The following is a 16,402-nucleotide window of genomic DNA, read 5'->3' on the forward strand; positions in this document are numbered from 1 at the left end:
GGTGCCGGCGGGAGCGACGCGGGCCGGAACGCGGGCCGGGGCGACGGCCGCGCCGCCCGAGGACACCGTCCCGCGCGCCGTCCCCCGGCCGCGGACCCGCGGCGGATGCCGCCGTGGCTGCCCAAGGCGTTCGTGCTGGCCGGAGCGATCACCCTGGCGTTCGTCGCCGGGCTGTGGATCGTGGAACGGCTCCGCGACCTGCTCGTGCTGCTGCTCATCTCGCTGTTCCTGGCGTTCGCGATCGAACCCGCCGTCAACTGGCTCGCCCGGCGCGGCTGGCGCCGCGGCGCCGGCACCGCGCTGATGTTCCTGGTCATCGCGGTGCTGCTGGCCGGCTTCGTGGGCGGCATCGGCTCGCTGCTGGCCACCCAGACCAGCAACCTCATCGACGAGTTCCCCGGCTACGTCACCGGCGTCATCGACTGGATCAACTCCACCTTCGGCACCGACCTGTCGCGCGAGACGCTGTTCCAGCGGCTGCCCACCGTCACCCAGCAGCTGTCGGGGCAGCTGTCGGCGCTCGCCGGCAACGTGTGGGTGATCGGCGCCACCGCCTTCGAAGTGATCTTCAAGGGGCTGGCGGTGCTGCTGTTCACCTTCTACCTGTCGGCCGAGGGCCCGCAGTTCCGCCGGACGGTGTGCTCGGTGCTGCCCCCGCACCGGCAGCGGCAGGTCCTGACCGCCTGGGAGATCGCCGTCGACAAGACCGGCGGCTACATCTACTCCCGCGCCCTGCTCGCCCTGGTCTCCGGCGTCGCCCACTACATCGCCATGGCGGGCCTGGGCGTCCCCTACGCCGCGACCCTGGCCCTGTGGGTGGGGGTGCTGTCGCAGTTCATCCCCGTCATCGGCACCTACCTGGCCGGCGCGGTGCCGGTGCTGATCGCCCTCACCGCGGCGCCCAGCACCGCGCTGTGGATGCTGCTGTTCATCGTCGCCTACCAGCAGCTGGAGAACTACCTGCTGCAGCCGCGCATCACCGCCCGCACCATGGCGATGCACCCCGCGGTCGCGTTCGGGCTCGTGCTGGCCGGCGCGGCCGTGGTCGGGCCCGCCGGGGTGCTGCTCGCGCTGCCGCTGGGCGCCAGCGTCCAGGCGTTCGCCGGCGCCTACATCCGCCGCTACGACATCGAGGAGCACCCGCTCACCGAGGCGCCCGCCCGCCGCTCCCGGGACGCGCGGGCGCGGTGGTCCCGCCGGCCGCGCGGGCCGCGGTGAACGCGCGGGTCAGGCGCGGGCGGCGCCGATCGACCGCATCAGCGTCGGCCAGATGAACTCGCTCTCGCGCACCCACGCCGGCCAGTTGTGGCGGCCGTCGCCGTAGATGTGCGCGGTGTAGGGGATGCCGAGCCGATCCAGCCGCTTCTTGAACTCCCGGTTGTTGGCGCCGATCACGATCTCGCTCAGCAGGCCGATGTCCCACGGCGCCACGTCCGGGTCGCCGGGCCCGGGCCGCCCGGTCGTCCCGGCGGAGAAGAACAGGCCGGTGCCGCGCAGCTCCGGCGCGAGCGTGTGCGGGTCGTGGGCCTTCCAGTTGGCGTCGTCGGCCCACGGGATGCCCCAGATCGCGAACGGGTCCTGCCCGTTGGCGGCGTTGGTGAACATCAGCATCGCCGGGACGCCCGGCTGCCGCATCGACAGCACGCCGCTCAGCGACGCCACGTGGGCGAACAGCCCCGGGTGGCGGGCGGCGTAGGTCATCGCGCCCGCGCCGCCGGAGGAGTTGCCGATCGCGGCGCGGCGCGCGCCCGCGTTGTAATTGCGCTCGATCAGCTGGCGCACCTCGGCGGTGTGGAAGGTCTCCCACCGGGGGGTGGCCCCCTTGCCGTAGTTGTACCAGTTCGCGTACGAGCCGTTCTCGGCCTCGGGCATCACCACGATGACGTCGTAGGCGCTCGCCCACGCCTCGATGTCGGTGTTGCGGGCCCAGGAGGTGTAGTCGTCCTGCCCGCCGTGGAACGCGTACAGCACCGGCCAGGTCCGGGCGGTGTCGCGGGTCCAGTTCCCGGGCAGCAGGACGCGGGCCTTGACGCGCTTGCCGAGCGCGGGGGAGTCGATGGTGATGTCGACGTCGTTGCCCTCCAGCGCGGTCTCGGCGACGATCCGCGCGCCGTCGTCCGCGCGGGCCGGGCCGGGATCGGCCTGCGCGGTGCCCGCGCCGGCCGCGCCGATCCCCACGACGAGGAGTGCGGCGAGCGCCCCGGACGTCACGGGGCGGCTCCCGCGGGACGGGCGGTGGCCCGGCATCGCGGGACGGCGGCGGGCGGAAGGCGTCATCGACTCACCTCGCGGGACGTGCGCCGCCCCCGGCGGGCCGCGCGGCTTCGGCCGAGTGTCCTCGCCTCCCGCAAGATGATCTACAAGGCGCGGTAATAAGAAATGCTTGAACCACTGTTGAGAAGTGAGTCATTCCCCGGGCGGGCGGTGCTGTGATAGGGGGCGGGCTCGATCGGCCCCGGCGGGCCGCCGGTGGCCGGAAAGGGCGCGGCAGGGGACGCGGCGTGGGATGCGGCAAGGGAGCGTGGCGTGGGTCACAGCGGCCCGCCCTCCCATTGACCGTAAGCAAGCGTTTACTCGACGATGGGGGGCGGATCCGGCGAGGAGGACGCGGCCATGACCACCCGGCAGGACGGCGGGACGATCGGCGAGATCGGCCCCGGCGACATCGACCTGAGCGACCTGCGGTTCTGGGGCCGCCCCCTGGACGAGCGCGCCGCCGCGTTCGCCGCGCTGCGCGCCCGCGGGGCGCCCGCGTTCTTCGCCGATCCGCCCGTCCCGTTCACCGGCCGGGGCGGCGGCTACTGGGCCCTGGTCTCCCACGCCGACGTCACCGAGGCCAGCCGCAATCCCCAGATCTTCTCCAGCGAGCCCAACGCCACCACCGTCATCGACTCGCCCGGCTTCCTCGACCGCTACGTCAACTCCATGATCAACATGGACGACCCGCGGCACGCCAAGATCCGGCGCGTGGTGTCGCGCGCGTTCAGCCCCAGGATGCTCGCCAAGACCGAAGACGACATCGCCGCCCGCGCCACCCGCATCGTCGACGAGCTGATCGCCGCCCGCGCCGCCCTCCCCGACGGCCGGCCCCTCGACTTCGTCGCCAACGCCGCCGTCCGGCTCCCGGTCGAGGTCATCTGCGACATGCTCGGCATCCCCGAACGCCTCCACCCGCGGGTGGTGCGCCTCACCAACATCGTGCTCGGCAACTCCGACCCCGAGTACACCGGCATCACCCCCGACATGGGGCGGGTCCGCACCGGCCTGGGCCTGGCCAAAGTCGCCCTCGCCAGCCGCGACCTGCACCGCCTCGCCGTCCGGCTCGGCAAGGAACGCGCCGCCGAGCCGACCGGCGACCTCACCTCCGCCCTCGTCAACGCCGAGGTCGGAGCGGGCGGCGAAACCGGCGGCGACGGCGAGAAGCTCAGCACCCGCGAGTTCGGCACGTTCTTCCTGCTGCTGGTCGTCGCCGGCAACGAGACCACCCGCACCGCCATCGCGCACGGCCTGCAGCTGCTCACCGACAACCCCGCCCAGCGCGAGCTGCTGCTGGAGGACTTCGACGGACGCATCGGCGGCGCCGTCGAGGAGATCGTCCGCTACTCCACCCCCGTCATCTGCTTCCGCCGCAACCTCACCCGCGACCACGTCATGAACGGCCACGCCTACCGCGCCGGCGACAAGGTCATGCTGTTCTACAACTCGGCCAACCGCGACGAGACCGTCTTCACCGACCCCGACGCCTTCGACATCACCCGGTCCCCGAACCCGCACGTCGGATTCGGAGGCCCCGGACCCCACTTCTGCCTCGGCGCCAACCTCGCCCGCCGCGAGATCACCGTCATGTTCCGCGAGCTGCTCACCCGCCTCCCCGACCTGCGCGCCGCGGGCGAACCCGACCGGCTGATGTCCAGCTTCATCAACGGCTACAAGCGGCTGCCCTGCACCTTCACCGCCCCCTGAGGGCGATCAGAAGGAGGGACGGGCCGCAGGGTCAGCCGTCGGTGAGGGGAGCGCGGCGGTCCCACTCCTCCCGCAGCATCGCGTACACGACCTCGTCGGTCCACTCGCCCTTGACCATCTCGTTCTGCACCAGATGCGCCTCGCGCCGCATCCCCAGGCGGTCCAGCACCCGCGCCGACGCGACGTTGCGGCCGTCGAGCCGGCCCACCACCCGGTGCAGGTCCAAGCCCTCGAACCCCAGCCGCAGCACCACCTCCGCGGCCTCGGTCGCGAACCCCCGCCCGTGGAACGCCGGGTTGAGGATGTAGCCGATCTCGCCCTGCCGATGCCCCCGGCTGCGCCACTGCAGGTTCACCTCGCCCATCAGCTCGCCCGTCGCGCGCAGCACGACCGCCAGCACCAGCCAGTCGCCCTCCCGCTCGACGGTGGAGGCGGCCATCTTCTCCTTCAGGAACGACCTGGACTCCTCCAGGTTCCGCGGCTCCCAATACAGGAAGCGCGCCACCTCGGGCAGCGACTGGTACGCGTACAGCCCCTCCAGGTCGTCCTCACGGAACGGCCGCAGGGTGAGTCGCTCGGTCTCGATGGGGTATGCGGGACGCAGCACGCAAAGATCCTAATCAGGGGGTTCGGGGTTCGGCGACCCGTTTCACACGTTCGAGTCAGGACGGTCCGGGCCCCGGTCCGGGCCGTCCTCCCGCCCGGAGGCGCGCCGGGCGCCGGGCGCCGCGTCGTCCGGCCCGCCGCCCTTCCCGGCGCCGGTGTCGCGGCGGTCGGCGTCGCTGAACGCGCGGGTGTCGCGGAACTCGGCGTAGGGCTCCCCGCCCGCAGGAGCGCCGGCCTGGACGGCGCGGCCGCGCTCCAGCTCGGAGTTCAGCTCCGCCCCCAGCAGGATCGCCAGGTTGCCGATCCACAGCCACACCAGGAACACGATCACCCCGGCGAGGCTGCCGTAGGTCTTGTTGTAGCCGGCGAACCCCGCCACGTACAGGGCGAACAGGCCGGACGCCGCCAGCCACACCAGCACCGCCACGACGCTGCCCGGCGTCACCCACCGGAACCGGCGCCGGACGTTGGGGGCCGCCCAGTACAGCAGCGAGAACAGCAGGCTGATCATCACCAGCAGCACCGGCCACTTGGCGACCTGCCAGGCCGTCACCGCCGCCGACCCCAGCCCCAGCATGTCCCCGACCTCCCGCGCCAGCGGGCCCGACACCACCACCGCGACCGCCGACGCCGACAGCACCACCAGCGTCAGGACCGTGATCCCGACCCGCAGCGGCACCATCTTCCAGAACGGCCGCCCCTCGGGCACGTCGTAGACGGCGTTGGAGGCCCGCATGAACGCGCCCACGTAACCCGACGCCGACCACACCGCGCCCGCCAGGCTCACCACCGCCACGATCCCGGCGCCGCCGGCGCCCTGCAGCTGCCGGATCGCGCTGATCAGCAGGTCCCGCACCGCGCCGGGCGCCATCCCGCCGAGCTCGGAGATCAGCTCGTCGGTCGCCGACCGCCCGGCCAGCCCCACCAGCGACACCACCACCAGCAGCCCCGGGAAGATCGACAGGACCGCGTAGTAGGTGAGCGCCGCCGCGTGGTCGGTCAGGTCGTCGTCCTTGAACCCCCGGGCCGTCCGCCGGGCCGCCGCGCGCCAGCCCGAGGCGGGTAGGTCGGTGGGCCCGGCCGGACGCTCGCGCCGCCCCGGCATGTCAGCGGCGCCTCCAGCGGATCGGGGTGCGCGAGCGGCCCCGCCGGCGGGCCCCGGTCAGCCACGCCACGGGCACCAGGTTCGTCCGGCCCGCCCGGTTGCGGCGCACCTTGATCGGGGCGCGCTGCATGCGCCGCGTCCGCACCCGTACCGCGGGGGCGCGGCGGCGCCGCAGCCACACCGTCAGCAGCGCCGCGGCGGCGCCCGCCGAGGCGGCCGCCGCGCCGCCCCGCCGCGCCCGCGCCGAGCCCTCCGGCGTGGACGCGGCCGCGCGCGCCGAGGACGCCCGCGACGACGCGGCCGCCCGGGCCGATCCCACCGCGCCCACGGCCCGGGTGCGGGCCTGGTCGACGCGCTCGCGGGCCATCGCCTTCACATCGGCCTTGGCCGCCAGCGCCTCCACGGTCTCGCCGAGGTCATGGCGGGCCCGGTCGACCTCCTCGCGCAGTTCCTCGGTGCCGGCCTCGGCGCCGTGCCTGCTCATCGGTGCGCCCTCTCCTTCAGTTCCGCCACGGTCTGACGGGCCTCCTGCGCCGCCTGCTCGGGCTTGGCCGGTGTGGCCCGCTTGGCCTGGCCGCGCCCCATGAGGGCGAGCAGCCCGGCGGCCAGCATCAGCGCACCGCCGACGATCAGCGCGGCCGCCCAGACGGGCAGCACCAGCGCGATCGCCGCGACCGCCGCCGCCAGCAGCACCCCGACCCCGAACAGCGCGACCAGTCCCGCGCCGCCGAACAGCCCGGCGCCCGTCCCGGCGTGGCGTCCCTTGTCCTTCAGCTCGGCCACGGCCAGGCGCAGCTCCGCGCGCATCAGGTCCGAGACCTGCTGGGTCGCCTGCCGGACGAGCTCGCCGGTCCCCGGCTCGTGCCGCCCGGTGTCCCCCCCGGCCTCGAACCGCGTCGCCGCCTGCCCGTCGCCGTGGACGGCGGCGCCGGCGGCGCCGCCTCTGCCGTCCTGTGCCGGCCGCATGATCGTCATCGCTTCCGGCTCCCTCCCGCGTCCTGTGGATTCCAAGCGTGATCTCGACGCGGTAAATGCGTTCCCCCTCCGCCGCGCCTAAACGTCGGCGACGGCGGGCGCGGCGCCGCCACCGCCGCCGCGGGCCCGGGCCCCCGGGCGGACGGCGTCAGCCGCGGCCCACGAACGAGGGCATCGCCGTCGCCATCACCGTCATGAACTGCACGTTCGCCTCCGGCGGCAGCCCCGCCATGTACAGGACGGCCTCGGCGACGTGCCCCGCGTCCATCACCGGCTCGGGCCGCACCGAACCGTCGGCCTGCAGGGCGCCCGCCGCGAACCCGCCCGTCATCTCCGTCGCCGCGTTGCCCACGTCGATTTGCCCGCACGCGATCCCGTACGGGCGCCCCTCCAGCGACAGCGACTTGGTCAGCCCGGTCACGGCGTGCTTGCTCGCGGTGTAGGCCACCGACCGGGGGCGCGGCGTGTGCGCCGACAGCGACCCGTTGTTGATGATGCGCCCGCCCCGCGGCTCCTGGTCCCGCATCATCCCGAACGCCGCCCGCGCGCACAGGAACGCGCCGGTGAGGTTGGTGTCCAGGACCCGGCGCCACTCCTCGTGCGCGAAGTCCTCGACGGGCGCGGGCGCGCCGAACACCCCGGCGTTGTTGACCAGCAGGTCCAGCCGCCCCCACCGGTCGGCGACGGCACCGAACAGCGCGCCGACCGACGCCGGGTCGGTGACGTCCGCGGTGACCGCCAGCACACGACCCGCCACCCCGCGTCCAGCAGCGCGAGCGCGACCGCGGCGCCGATCCCCGAACCCGCCCCCGTCACCAGCGCGACACGATCACCGTTGTCCACCCGGCGAACCCTGCCGCCGCGGCGGCCCGGCTGTCAAAGCGGCCCGCCGGGAACGGCCCGGGCGTGCTCACCCGGCTGTGCTCACCCAGTCGACGCGGTGCCCCTCGGTCGGGTCCGGGGTCTCCCAGCGGCGCACGAGCCGGTCGATCACCGCGTCCGGGACGGGCGCGGAGCGGCCCCGGTTGCGGCCCCGCAGCACCTCCGGCGGCGCCTCCAGCGCCACCAGCTCGACCCGGCCCCGGTACCCCGCGACCAGGCCCGTGCACAGCTCGCGCTGCGTCCGCGACACGTTCGTGGCGTTCCACACGAACGACCGGCCGGCCCGCAGATGCTCCCGCGCCAGCTCGTGCGCGGCCGCCGCCACCGCCCGCTGGTCCCCGGCGGGGGAGACGCCCATCTCCGCCCGCAGCCGGTCCAGGCTCACCACCGGCGCGTCCGGGCGGTGCGCGGCGATCCAGGTGTCCTTGCCGGCGCCCGGCAGCCCCGACAGGATCGTCGCGGTCAGCCGCGTGTCGTCGTAGGCGGCGTAGCCGGGATCGCGGCCCGGCTTGCGGAAGTACCAGAACCGGGCGTGGTCGGAGGGGAACGCGCGCGGCACCTCCAGGCACTCCTGCTCCGCGCAGTACTCCCCGTACAGGCCGACGTTGTCCAGCAGCTCCTCGGTGTCGGGGCAGATCCGGCCCAGGATGTCGGCCGAGGCCAGCAGCACCAGATCGTCGTTGCGGGCCAGCAGGCTCACCCGGAACGCGATCTGCTGCAGGTCCGGGCGCTCCAGCGCCCAGAAAGGCACCTGGTGGTGCCGGATCAGCGCGGCCACGTGCTCGCGCCACGCGACCGGCGCGCCCGTCTCCCACAGGATCCGCCGCACCATCAGGTCGCCGCGCCGCGAATGCCCGCGCGCGGTGATGCGCCCGCCGTCCTCGACGCGGGTGCAGTGCGGCTTGGCGATGTCGTGCATCAGGACGGCCGCGAACAGCCGCACACGCTCGTCCGGGGGCCGCGCCCGCCAGCCCGGCAGGCCCGCCAGCGCCTCGCACGCCATCCGCGTGTGCACCTCGACGTCGCCCTCACCGTGGTAGACGGCGTCCTGCGGCACGCCCGCCATGTCCCGCACCCACGCGAACGCGTCCCGGACCCGGTCCCACGGCACCTCCCAGTCCGGCGGCGCCGGGCACAGTTCCTCAAACACCCGCATACAGCACCCCCGGGTCGGCCAGGCCGTTGGCGACGATCGGACGGTCCCGCCAGTGCGTCCCCGAGTCCAGGATCGCCGTCAGGAAGCTCGCCCGCACCCACTTGAACCGGTCGACGGTCAGCCCGTCCTCCTCCACCTTCAGGTAGAGGCCCTCCATCTCCTCGGCGCCGTCGGTCTCCCTGTCCACCTGCGCGGGGTCGGCGCCGCCCGCCTCCGCCGCCGCGCGCAGCGCGTCCCGCCAGCCCGGCGTCCGGCACGTGGACGGGCCGGCCAGCGCGGTCAGGTCCGCCAGATCGCCGACCGGGCCCTCGTGCAGGACGGGCACGTGCACCACCGGCGTCCCGGCCAGCAGCTCCCGCCGCCGCGCCGTCGACAGGAACGTCCCGTCGGCGGTGTCCAGGACGTCGAACTCGCAGAAGTAGTGGGGGAGCGCGTCGTAGAAGACGGTGTGCTTGGCGTACAGCCACTCGCCGTACATGACGTACCGGTCGCGCAGCCGCTCCCACAGCACGTGCTGGACCGACGCCGCCCACGCCTTCAGGGGCCCGAACTGCCGTTCCCGGGGGCCGCCGGTCAGGTAGTGCCCGCGGCTCTGCAGCCGCAGCTCCCCGCCGGAGGTGAAGCTGACGCCGGCGTTGGCGCCGTCCAGCTTCTCCTCCACCACCAGGAAGCGCCCGGCGACCTCCCGGAACGGCGCCGCCGCCAGGTCGTGGTCGCCCGGCTGCAGCCGGGATCCCGCGATATGCCGGGTGCGGGGGTACTTGCGGAGCATGCGGACCGTTGTAACGAACCCCGGCCGCCGTGCCAACCGGTTTTCCCGCCGGGGCAGGTCAGCCGGGGTGGACGCGGGCGAGCGAGCCGGTCTCCAGCGCCACCCACAGGGCGCCGTCGGGCCCGGCGGCGATGCCGTGCGGCTCGCAGCCGGGTGTCGGGAGCGGATGCTCGGTGACGCGGCCGTCCACGGTGATGCGGCCCACGCTCGCGGTGCCCCACTCGGTGAACCACAGCGCCCCGTCCGGGCCGGTCACGATCGCGTGCGGGCGCGCCGCCGGGTCGGGCAGGGCGAACTCGGCGACCTCGCCCGCCGTGCCGATCCGCCCGATCCGCCCCGCCCCGATCTCGGTGAACCACAGCGCCCCGTCCGGACCCGCGGTGATCCCGACGGGCGCGGCGCCCGCGGTCGGCAGCGGGTGGACGGTCACCTCCCCGGCGGGCGTCGCCCGGCCGATCGCGTCCCCCTGGTTGAGCGTGAACCACAGCGCGCCGTCGGGCCCCGCGATGATCATCGAGGGCATGCCGCCCGGGACGGGCACGGGGACGCGCGTGATCGGCCCGCCCGCGCGCGGACCGGTGCCGATGCGGCCGAGTTCGCCGGTGCGCATGAGGGTGAACCACAGCCCGCCGTCCGGGCCGGCCGCGATCCCGCAGGGGCCGCCGCCGCCCGGCACCTCGAACCGGGTCACCGCGCCGCCGGCGTCGGCGCGGCCGATCCGGTCCCCCTGGAACTCGGTGAACCACAGGGCGCCGTCCGGGCCCGGGGCGATGATCATCGGGTCGCCGTCGAAGGGCTCGGCGGGCAGCAGCGTGAACCGCCCGTCCGCGGTGACGCGGCCGATCCGCCCGGCGTGCACGAGCGTGAACCACAGCGCCCCGTCCGGGCCCGCGGTGATCGCGTAGGGGCCCGCGCCGGGGCCGGCCACCTTCAGTTCCTCGATCGTGACGTGCTGCATCGGCTCCTCCGGGTCGCTCGGTCGACGCCGGACAGGCTAACGCAACTCTCGTTGTGTTAAGTTGCGGGCATGAACCCGAGGGAGCCGGGAGCCGCGCCCGGGAGCGTCCGGCCGGGCGGCCGCACCGCCCGCGTCCGCGACGCCGTCCGCCGCGCCACCCTCGCCGAGCTGGCCGGGCACGGCTACCGGGGGCTGTCGGTCGAGGCCGTCGCCGCCCGCTCGGGCGTCCACAAGACCACCGTCTACCGGCGCTGGGGCGACGCCGACGGGCTCGTCGCCGACGCCCTGGAGATCGCCGCCGCCGAGCCGTGGCCCGTCCCCGACACCGGCACCCTGGAGGGCGACCTGCGGGGCATCGCCCGGCTCGTCCACGACGGGTTCGCCGACCCCGGGGAAGGACCCGTCGCCCGCGCGTTCGTGCTGGCCGCCGGGCAGAGCGGCGCCGCCGCCGGGGCCCTGCACCGCTTCTTCGCGCGCCGCCACGCCGACGCCGCGGCCGTCGTCGACCGCGCCGCCGCGCGCGGCGAGGTCCCGCCCGGGACGGACGCGGCCGAGGTCGTCCGGCTCGCCGTGGCGCCCCTGTACTACCGGCTGTTCGTCACCGGCGAGCCGCTGGACGAGGCCGCCGCCGACCGCGCCGCCGCGGCGGCCTGCACGGCCGCCCGCGCCGGCGCGCTCGTCCGCCCGGACGGCTGAGGCGGGCCCGGCCCGAGGGCCGGCGCCGCTAGCCGACGTGCATCGGCTCGCGGATCTCCCCGCCCTCGTAGGCGGACTCCTCGTGCCGGCCCCGGGCGCCCCAACGCTCCTCCATGCGCATCGCGCAGCCCAGCGCGAAGAACGTCGGCGCCCACTGCCCGACGAAGATCCCCCACCGGTCGGCCCGCTCCATGCCCGCCGACTCGATCCGCAGCGACGCGGCCCACGCGGCCACCGACAGGCCGATCGAGGCGAACCCCATCGCGTACATGGAGTTCGACGACAGGCCGATCTTCTGCAGCTGCTTCACCATGCTCCGCTCCCTGTGCTGGTCCGGTGTCAACGACGGCACACTTCCCCCTGGGTACGGGCCTAAGGCAATGCGCGGGCCAAGGAAACGACCCCGGCGCCACGGGAGGCGCTGGGCCACGTCCCGTCGTCGCCGCCGCCTCCCCTTCCGCGCGGTCAGTGCATCCCGCGCTTGCGAGCAGCTGCGCGCCTGCTCCGACGCGCTCGGCCTCGACATGCCGCTCGAGGCCCTGCACACCGCCATGTCCTGCTGGATCCGGCTGTGGGGGCTGCCGTGCACGGAGGTGCTCGACCAGCTCGACTTCGTCAACTCCGACCTCGAGCCGATCTACGAAAAGGCGCTCCGCGACCTCGCCGGCCTGCTCGGCCTGGAGTGCACCCCGCCCGGGTGATCGCGGCCGCCGGCGCGGCGGCTCAGCGGGGCGGCTCAGCGGGGCGGGGCGGTGCTGGCGCGCAGGACGACCCGGCCCGCGACGCGCTCGATGCGGCTCCGGCGGCCCGCCGGCGGGCGCAGCGCCAGGCCCATCACCCGCTCGCCCATCTCGCCCAGCGGCAGCGCGACGGTCGTCAGCGGCGGCGTCAGGTCCCCGACGATCGGGATGTCGTCGAACCCCGCCAGCGACATCTCCTCCGGCACCCGCACCCCGTGGTCGCGCAGCGCCGCCAGCGCACCGACCGCCATCACGTCCGTCACCGCGAACACGCAGGTCGGACGCTCGCCGCGGCGCAGCAGCTCGGCCGCGGCGGCGTAGCCGCCGTCCCGGGTGAAGGCCGCCTCGACGATCCGCTCCTCCGGCAGCGGCACCCCCGCGTCCGCCAGCGCCTCCGCGAACCCCGCGAGCCGGTCCGCCACGGTGGTCAGCGCCCGCGGCCCGGCCAGCACCGCGAACTCGCGGTGCCCCAGCCCGAGCAGCGCGCGGCCGAGGTCGGCCGCACCCTCCCGGTTCTGCGGCAGCACCGCGTCGACCTTCAGGCTGCGGTGCCGGCTGAGCACCGCCACCCGCCCGCCCGTGCGCTGGTAGGGCTCCAGCTCCGCGCCCAGCGAACGCTCCCACTCGCGGTCCTCGAACCCCGACCCGATCAGCAGGATCGCGCGGGCCCGCTGGGCCCGCAGCATCGCCACGTACTCCACCTCGCGGGCCGGGTCGCGGAACGTGCTGGCCAGCATCACCAGCATCCCGTGCTCGGCGGCGGTGGCCATCACGCCGCGGGCCACCGCGGCGAAGTACGGGTCGCTGACGTCGTGGCAGACGACCCCGACCGCCGAGCTGGACGCGCTGGCCAGCGCCTGCGCGTGCGCGTTCGGCGTGTAGCTCAGCGCCGCCGCGGCCGCCAGCACCCGCTCCCGCAGGTCGGCCCGCACCTGCGAGGTGCCGTTCAGGACGCGCGACGCCGTCGCCAGCGAGACCTCGGCCGCCCGCGCGACGTCCTGCAGGGTCACGTAACCGCGCTCGGACCCGCGGCCGGACGCGCGGTCGCCGGCGCGGGAGCCCTCCGCCGCTTCCGTCATCACCGCCCCCTCGCTGGAGCCTGCCTCGCGGCGGATCTTCGGCCGGACCCTCTTGACCGCGTCGGCGATGCTTCCTACGGTACACCAGAAAGCGCTTTCTGAATGCGCTTTCCTGACAATCGCCCGGGGGAGCCATGGCCGGTGGGGGCACGACGACCCGTCGGCGGACGCCCCGGGGCGGCGCCGGGCGCGGGGGAGCGCGGGCGCCGGCGCGGCCGCCGACCGACTCGGGGGACCGGCGTGCGGCGGGCCGCACGCCGGCGCGCACGACAACCGAAGGGACAGGGATGGAACGCAGGTCGATCGGGATCGTCATGAACGGCGTCACCGGCCGGATGGGGTACCGCCAGCACCTCCTCCGCTCGATCCTCGGGATCAGGGAGCAGGGCGGGCTGCGGCTGGCCGACGGCACCCTGCTGTGGCCCGAGCCGGTGCTGGTGGGGCGCAGCGAGGCCAAGCTGCGCGAACTCGCCGGGCGGCACGGCCTCACCGCCTGGACCACCGACCTGGCCGAGGCCCTCGCCCGCCCCGGCACCGAGATCTACTTCGACGCGCAGGTGACGAGCGCGCGCGCCGAGGCGATCCGCGCCGCCGTCGCGGCGGGCAAGCACGTCTACACCGAGAAGCCGACCGCCGAAAGCCTCCAGGACGCCCTGGCGCTGGCCCGGCTCGCCGAGGACGCGGGCGTCAAGCACGGCGTCGTCCAGGACAAGCTGTTCCTGCCGGGCCTGCTCAAGCTGAAGCGGCTGGTGGACGGCGGGTTCTTCGGGCGGATCCTGTCGGTGCGCGGCGAGTTCGGGTACTGGGTGTTCGAGGGCGACTGGCAGGAGGCGCAGCGGCCCAGCTGGAACTACCGGGCCGAGGACGGCGGCGGGATCATCCTCGACATGTTCTGCCACTGGCGGTACGTGCTGGACGGCGTCATCGCGCCGGTCCGGTCGGTGCAGGCGCTGGGCGCCACCCACGTCCCCCAGCGGTTCGACGAGAACGGCAAGCCCTACGCGGCCACCGCCGACGACGCCGCCTACGGGATCTTCGAGCTGGACGGCGGGATCATCGCGCAGGTCAACTCCTCGTGGACCACCCGGGTGTTCCGCGACGAGCTGGTGGAGTTCCAGGTGGACGGGACCGAGGGCTCGGCGGTCGCGGGCCTGCGCCGCTGCCGCGTCCAGCACCGCTCCACGACCCCCAAGCCGGTGTGGAACCCCGACCTGCCCGCCACCGAGGACTTCCGGGCGCAGTGGCAGGAGGTCCCCGACAACGCCGAGTTCGACAACGGGTTCAAGGCGCAGTGGGAGATGTTCCTGCGGCACGTCGCCGAGGACGCGCCGTTCCCGTGGGACCTCTACGCCGGGGCGCGCGGCGTGCAGCTCGCCGAGCTGGGGCTGCGCGCCTGGCGGGAGGGCCGCCGCCTCGAGGTGCCGGAGCTGTCGCGGTGAAGCTCCACCTCCCGCGCCCGGACGGCACGCTCGTCCCGCACACGATGGGGGAGCCGCGGGCGTTCGCCGCGTCCCCCGCGCCCTTCGCGTCCCGCGTCGCCTACGCCGCCGCGCACGTGGTCGCCGACCCGTTCGGCGGCGGCGGGCCGGGCGGGACGCTGGACTGGGACGCCACCCTGGCGTTCCGCCGCCACCTGTGGGCGCACGGCCTCGGCGTGGCCGAGGCGATGGACACCGCGCAGCGCGGCATGGGCCTGGACTGGGCGGTGACCCGGGAGCTGATCGCCCGCAGCGGGCGGGCGGCCCGGGAGTGCGGCGGCCGGATCGTCTGCGGCGCGGGCACCGACCAGCTCCCGCCCGGCCCGGCGCCGCTGGAGGCGATCGCCGCCGCCTACGAGGAGCAGCTCGCGGTCGTCGAGGACGCCGGCGCCGTCCCCGTCCTGATGGCCAGCCGCCAGCTCGCCGCGTCGGCCCGCACCCCCGGCGACTACGCGGCGGTGTACGGGCGGCTGCTGCCGCAGCTGCGGCGCCCGGCCGTCCTGCACTGGCTGGGCCCGATGTTCGACCCGGCGCTGGAGGGCTACTGGGGCTCCTCCGACCTGGACGCCGCCGCGTCGGCGCTGCTGGAGCTGATCGGCGCGCACGTGTCCCGGATCGACGGGGTGAAGATCTCGCTGCTGGACGCCGGCCGCGAGATCGCGTTCCGGCGCCGCCTGCCGGCGGGCGTGCGGCTGTACACCGGTGACGACTTCAACTATCCCGAGCTGATCGGCGGGGACGAGGCCGGGCACAGTGACGCGCTCCTGGGCGTCTTCGACCCGATCGCGTCCGCCGCCGCGGCGGCGCTGCGCGCTCTGGACGCGGGCGACCGCGCCGCCTACGAGGAGGTGTTCGCGCCGACGCTGCCGCTGGCCCGCCACCTGTTCGAGGCGCCCACCTTCCACTACAAGACCGGGGTGGTCTTCCTGGCCTGGCTGGCCGGCCACCAGCGGCATTTCCGCATGGTCGGGGGCCTGGAGTCCGCGCGTCCCGTCCCGCACCTGGCCCGGCTGTTCGAACTCGCCGACGCCGCCGGGCTCTTTCCCGACCCGGATCTCGCGGCCGGCCGGATGCGCGCCTGGCTGACCGTCCAGGGCGTCGACCAGGGCGTCGACCAGGGCGTCGACCAGAGCGGCGTCCCGAGCGGCGTCCGGGGAGGTGTCGCGTGAGGTTCAGCCTGAACCAGTGGACGACGCGCCACTGGCCGCTGCCCGACCTGGCCGCCGGATGCGCGGCCGCCGGGGTCACCGGGGTCGGCCTGTGGCGCGAGCCGGTCGCCGAGTACGGCGCGGCGCGGGCGGCCAGGCTCGTGCGCGACCACGGCCTGGCCGTCACGTCCCTGTGCCGGGGCGGCTTCTTCGGGGAGCCGGACGCGGTGGAGGTCAACCGGCGCGCGATCGAGGAGGCCGCCGAGCTGGGCGCGCCCGTCCTGTGCCTGGTCAGCGGCGGGCTCGCGGCGGGATCCCGGGACCTGGACGGCGCGCTCGCCCGCGTCGCCGACGTCCTGGGCGAGGTCGCCCCGTACGCGGGGGAGCACGGGGTGCGGCTCGCGATCGAGCCGCTGCACCCGATGTTCTGCTCGGACCGCTGCGTCGTGGCGACCCTCGGGCAGGCCCTCGACCTGGCCGCGCCGCACCCGTCGGACCAGGTCGGCGTGATGATCGACACCTACCATCTGTGGTGGGACCCGGCGGTCTGGGACGGCATCGCCCGTGCGGGCGCGCAGGACCGCATCGCGCTGTTCCAGGTCGCCGACTGGACCACCCCGCTGCCCGAGGGCGTGCTGACCGGGCGCGGCATGCTCGGCGACGGGTGCATCGACCTGCGGCGGTTCCGTGCCGCCGTCGACGCCGCCGGGTACGCCGGCCCGATCGAAGTGGAGATCTTCAACGAGGCGCTCTGGGCCATGCCGGGCCCCGACGCGCTGGCCCTGACCCTCGCCCGCTACCGGGAGCACGTCGAGTGAGGGCCGCCCGGGGGGAGGCGGCGCGC

17 protein-coding genes and 1 pseudogene are annotated in these 16,402 nt (G+C 75.1%); 7 read left to right on the forward strand and 11 right to left on the reverse strand.

Annotated elements, in window-relative coordinates:
- Positions 1-105 precede the first annotated feature (105 nt).
- Entirely contained in the window at positions 106-1,218 is a 1,113-nt protein-coding gene (locus F7P10_RS41705; protein ID WP_151017691.1) for an AI-2E family transporter, read from the forward strand.
- Between the two features lie 9 nt (positions 1,219-1,227).
- Here F7P10_RS41705 and F7P10_RS41710 read toward each other — a convergent pair whose 3' ends face one another.
- Positions 1,228-2,277 (reverse strand): alpha/beta hydrolase family protein, encoded by a 1,050-nt coding sequence (locus F7P10_RS41710; protein ID WP_254716300.1) that lies wholly within the window; start codon positions 2,275-2,277, stop codon positions 1,228-1,230.
- 336 nt (positions 2,278-2,613) lie between these two features.
- Between F7P10_RS41710 and F7P10_RS41715 the strand changes: the two genes are divergently transcribed.
- Entirely contained in the window at positions 2,614-3,963 is a 1,350-nt protein-coding gene (locus F7P10_RS41715) for a cytochrome P450 (RefSeq protein ID WP_151017692.1), read from the forward strand.
- 31 nt (positions 3,964-3,994) lie between these two features.
- On the opposite strand, the gene F7P10_RS41720 is transcribed toward F7P10_RS41715, so the two are convergent.
- The 8 genes and pseudogenes from F7P10_RS41720 to F7P10_RS41755 all read right to left on the reverse strand — a co-directional run bounded on the left by F7P10_RS41720 (position 3,995) and on the right by F7P10_RS41755 (position 10,417).
- Complete coding sequence (locus tag F7P10_RS41720; protein ID WP_151017693.1) at positions 3,995-4,570, reverse strand: GNAT family N-acetyltransferase; 576 nt, start codon at positions 4,568-4,570, stop codon at positions 3,995-3,997.
- A 42-nt stretch (positions 4,571-4,612) separates the two neighbouring features.
- On the reverse strand, positions 4,613-5,674 hold the full coding sequence (locus tag F7P10_RS41725) for a YihY/virulence factor BrkB family protein (protein WP_151017694.1): 1,062 nt from the start codon (positions 5,672-5,674) through the stop codon (positions 4,613-4,615).
- Position 5,675: 1 nt separating this feature from the next.
- On the reverse strand, positions 5,676-6,158 hold the full coding sequence (locus F7P10_RS43685) for a DUF3618 domain-containing protein (protein WP_218040305.1): 483 nt from the start codon (positions 6,156-6,158) through the stop codon (positions 5,676-5,678).
- Positions 6,155-6,649: a phage holin family protein gene (locus tag F7P10_RS41735; protein WP_254716301.1), complete on the reverse strand. Its 495-nt coding sequence runs from the start codon at positions 6,647-6,649 to the stop codon at positions 6,155-6,157. Before F7P10_RS41735 ends, F7P10_RS43685 begins: the two co-directional genes overlap by 4 nt.
- 148 nt (positions 6,650-6,797) lie before the next feature.
- Positions 6,798-7,492, reverse strand: a pseudogene (locus F7P10_RS41740) (SDR family oxidoreductase).
- A gap of 67 nt (positions 7,493-7,559) precedes the next feature.
- On the reverse strand, positions 7,560-8,687 hold the full coding sequence (locus F7P10_RS41745; protein ID WP_151017695.1) for an AAA family ATPase: 1,128 nt from the start codon (positions 8,685-8,687) through the stop codon (positions 7,560-7,562).
- Positions 8,674-9,459 (reverse strand): RNA ligase family protein, encoded by a 786-nt coding sequence (locus F7P10_RS41750; RefSeq protein ID WP_151017696.1) that lies wholly within the window; start codon positions 9,457-9,459, stop codon positions 8,674-8,676. Before F7P10_RS41750 ends, F7P10_RS41745 begins: the two co-directional genes overlap by 14 nt.
- A 58-nt stretch (positions 9,460-9,517) precedes the next feature.
- Complete coding sequence (locus F7P10_RS41755; RefSeq protein WP_151017697.1) at positions 9,518-10,417, reverse strand: virginiamycin B lyase; 900 nt, start codon at positions 10,415-10,417, stop codon at positions 9,518-9,520.
- Between the two features lie 69 nt (positions 10,418-10,486).
- Here F7P10_RS41755 and F7P10_RS41760 point away from each other — a divergent pair, with 69 nt between their 5' ends.
- Positions 10,487-11,113 carry a TetR/AcrR family transcriptional regulator gene (locus F7P10_RS41760; RefSeq protein ID WP_151017698.1) on the forward strand — a complete coding sequence of 209 codons (627 nt, stop codon included), beginning with the start codon at positions 10,487-10,489 and terminating at the stop codon, positions 11,111-11,113.
- A gap of 28 nt (positions 11,114-11,141) precedes the next feature.
- Here the strand turns inward: F7P10_RS41760 and F7P10_RS41765 are convergent, their stop codons facing one another.
- On the reverse strand, positions 11,142-11,426 hold the full coding sequence (locus tag F7P10_RS41765; RefSeq protein ID WP_151017699.1) for a hypothetical protein: 285 nt from the start codon (positions 11,424-11,426) through the stop codon (positions 11,142-11,144).
- 211 nt (positions 11,427-11,637) lie between these two features.
- Here F7P10_RS41765 and F7P10_RS43000 point away from each other — a divergent pair, with 211 nt between their 5' ends.
- Entirely contained in the window at positions 11,638-11,814 is a 177-nt protein-coding gene (locus F7P10_RS43000) for a hypothetical protein (RefSeq protein ID WP_176611850.1), read from the forward strand.
- Between the two features lie 35 nt (positions 11,815-11,849).
- Here the strand turns inward: F7P10_RS43000 and F7P10_RS41770 are convergent, their stop codons facing one another.
- Complete coding sequence (locus F7P10_RS41770; protein WP_151017700.1) at positions 11,850-12,932, reverse strand: LacI family DNA-binding transcriptional regulator; 1,083 nt, start codon at positions 12,930-12,932, stop codon at positions 11,850-11,852.
- Between the two features lie 287 nt (positions 12,933-13,219).
- Between F7P10_RS41770 and F7P10_RS41775 the strand changes: the two genes are divergently transcribed.
- From F7P10_RS41775 to F7P10_RS41785, 3 genes are read left to right on the forward strand one after another with little or no spacing between them, the layout of a single operon-like run.
- Positions 13,220-14,371, forward strand: a complete 1,152-nt coding sequence (locus F7P10_RS41775; protein WP_151017701.1) for a Gfo/Idh/MocA family protein — start codon at positions 13,220-13,222, stop codon at positions 14,369-14,371.
- A gap of 44 nt (positions 14,372-14,415) precedes the next feature.
- Positions 14,416-15,579 (forward strand): dihydrodipicolinate synthase family protein, encoded by a 1,164-nt coding sequence (locus tag F7P10_RS41780; RefSeq protein ID WP_151018658.1) that lies wholly within the window; start codon positions 14,416-14,418, stop codon positions 15,577-15,579.
- Positions 15,576-16,376 carry a sugar phosphate isomerase/epimerase gene (locus F7P10_RS41785; RefSeq protein WP_151017702.1) on the forward strand — a complete coding sequence of 267 codons (801 nt, stop codon included), beginning with the start codon at positions 15,576-15,578 and terminating at the stop codon, positions 16,374-16,376. Before F7P10_RS41780 ends, F7P10_RS41785 begins: the two co-directional genes overlap by 4 nt.
- Positions 16,377-16,402 lie beyond the last annotated feature (26 nt).

The organism is Actinomadura sp. WMMB 499 (assembly GCF_008824145.1).
Taxonomy (GTDB): domain Bacteria; phylum Actinomycetota; class Actinomycetes; order Streptosporangiales; family Streptosporangiaceae; genus Spirillospora.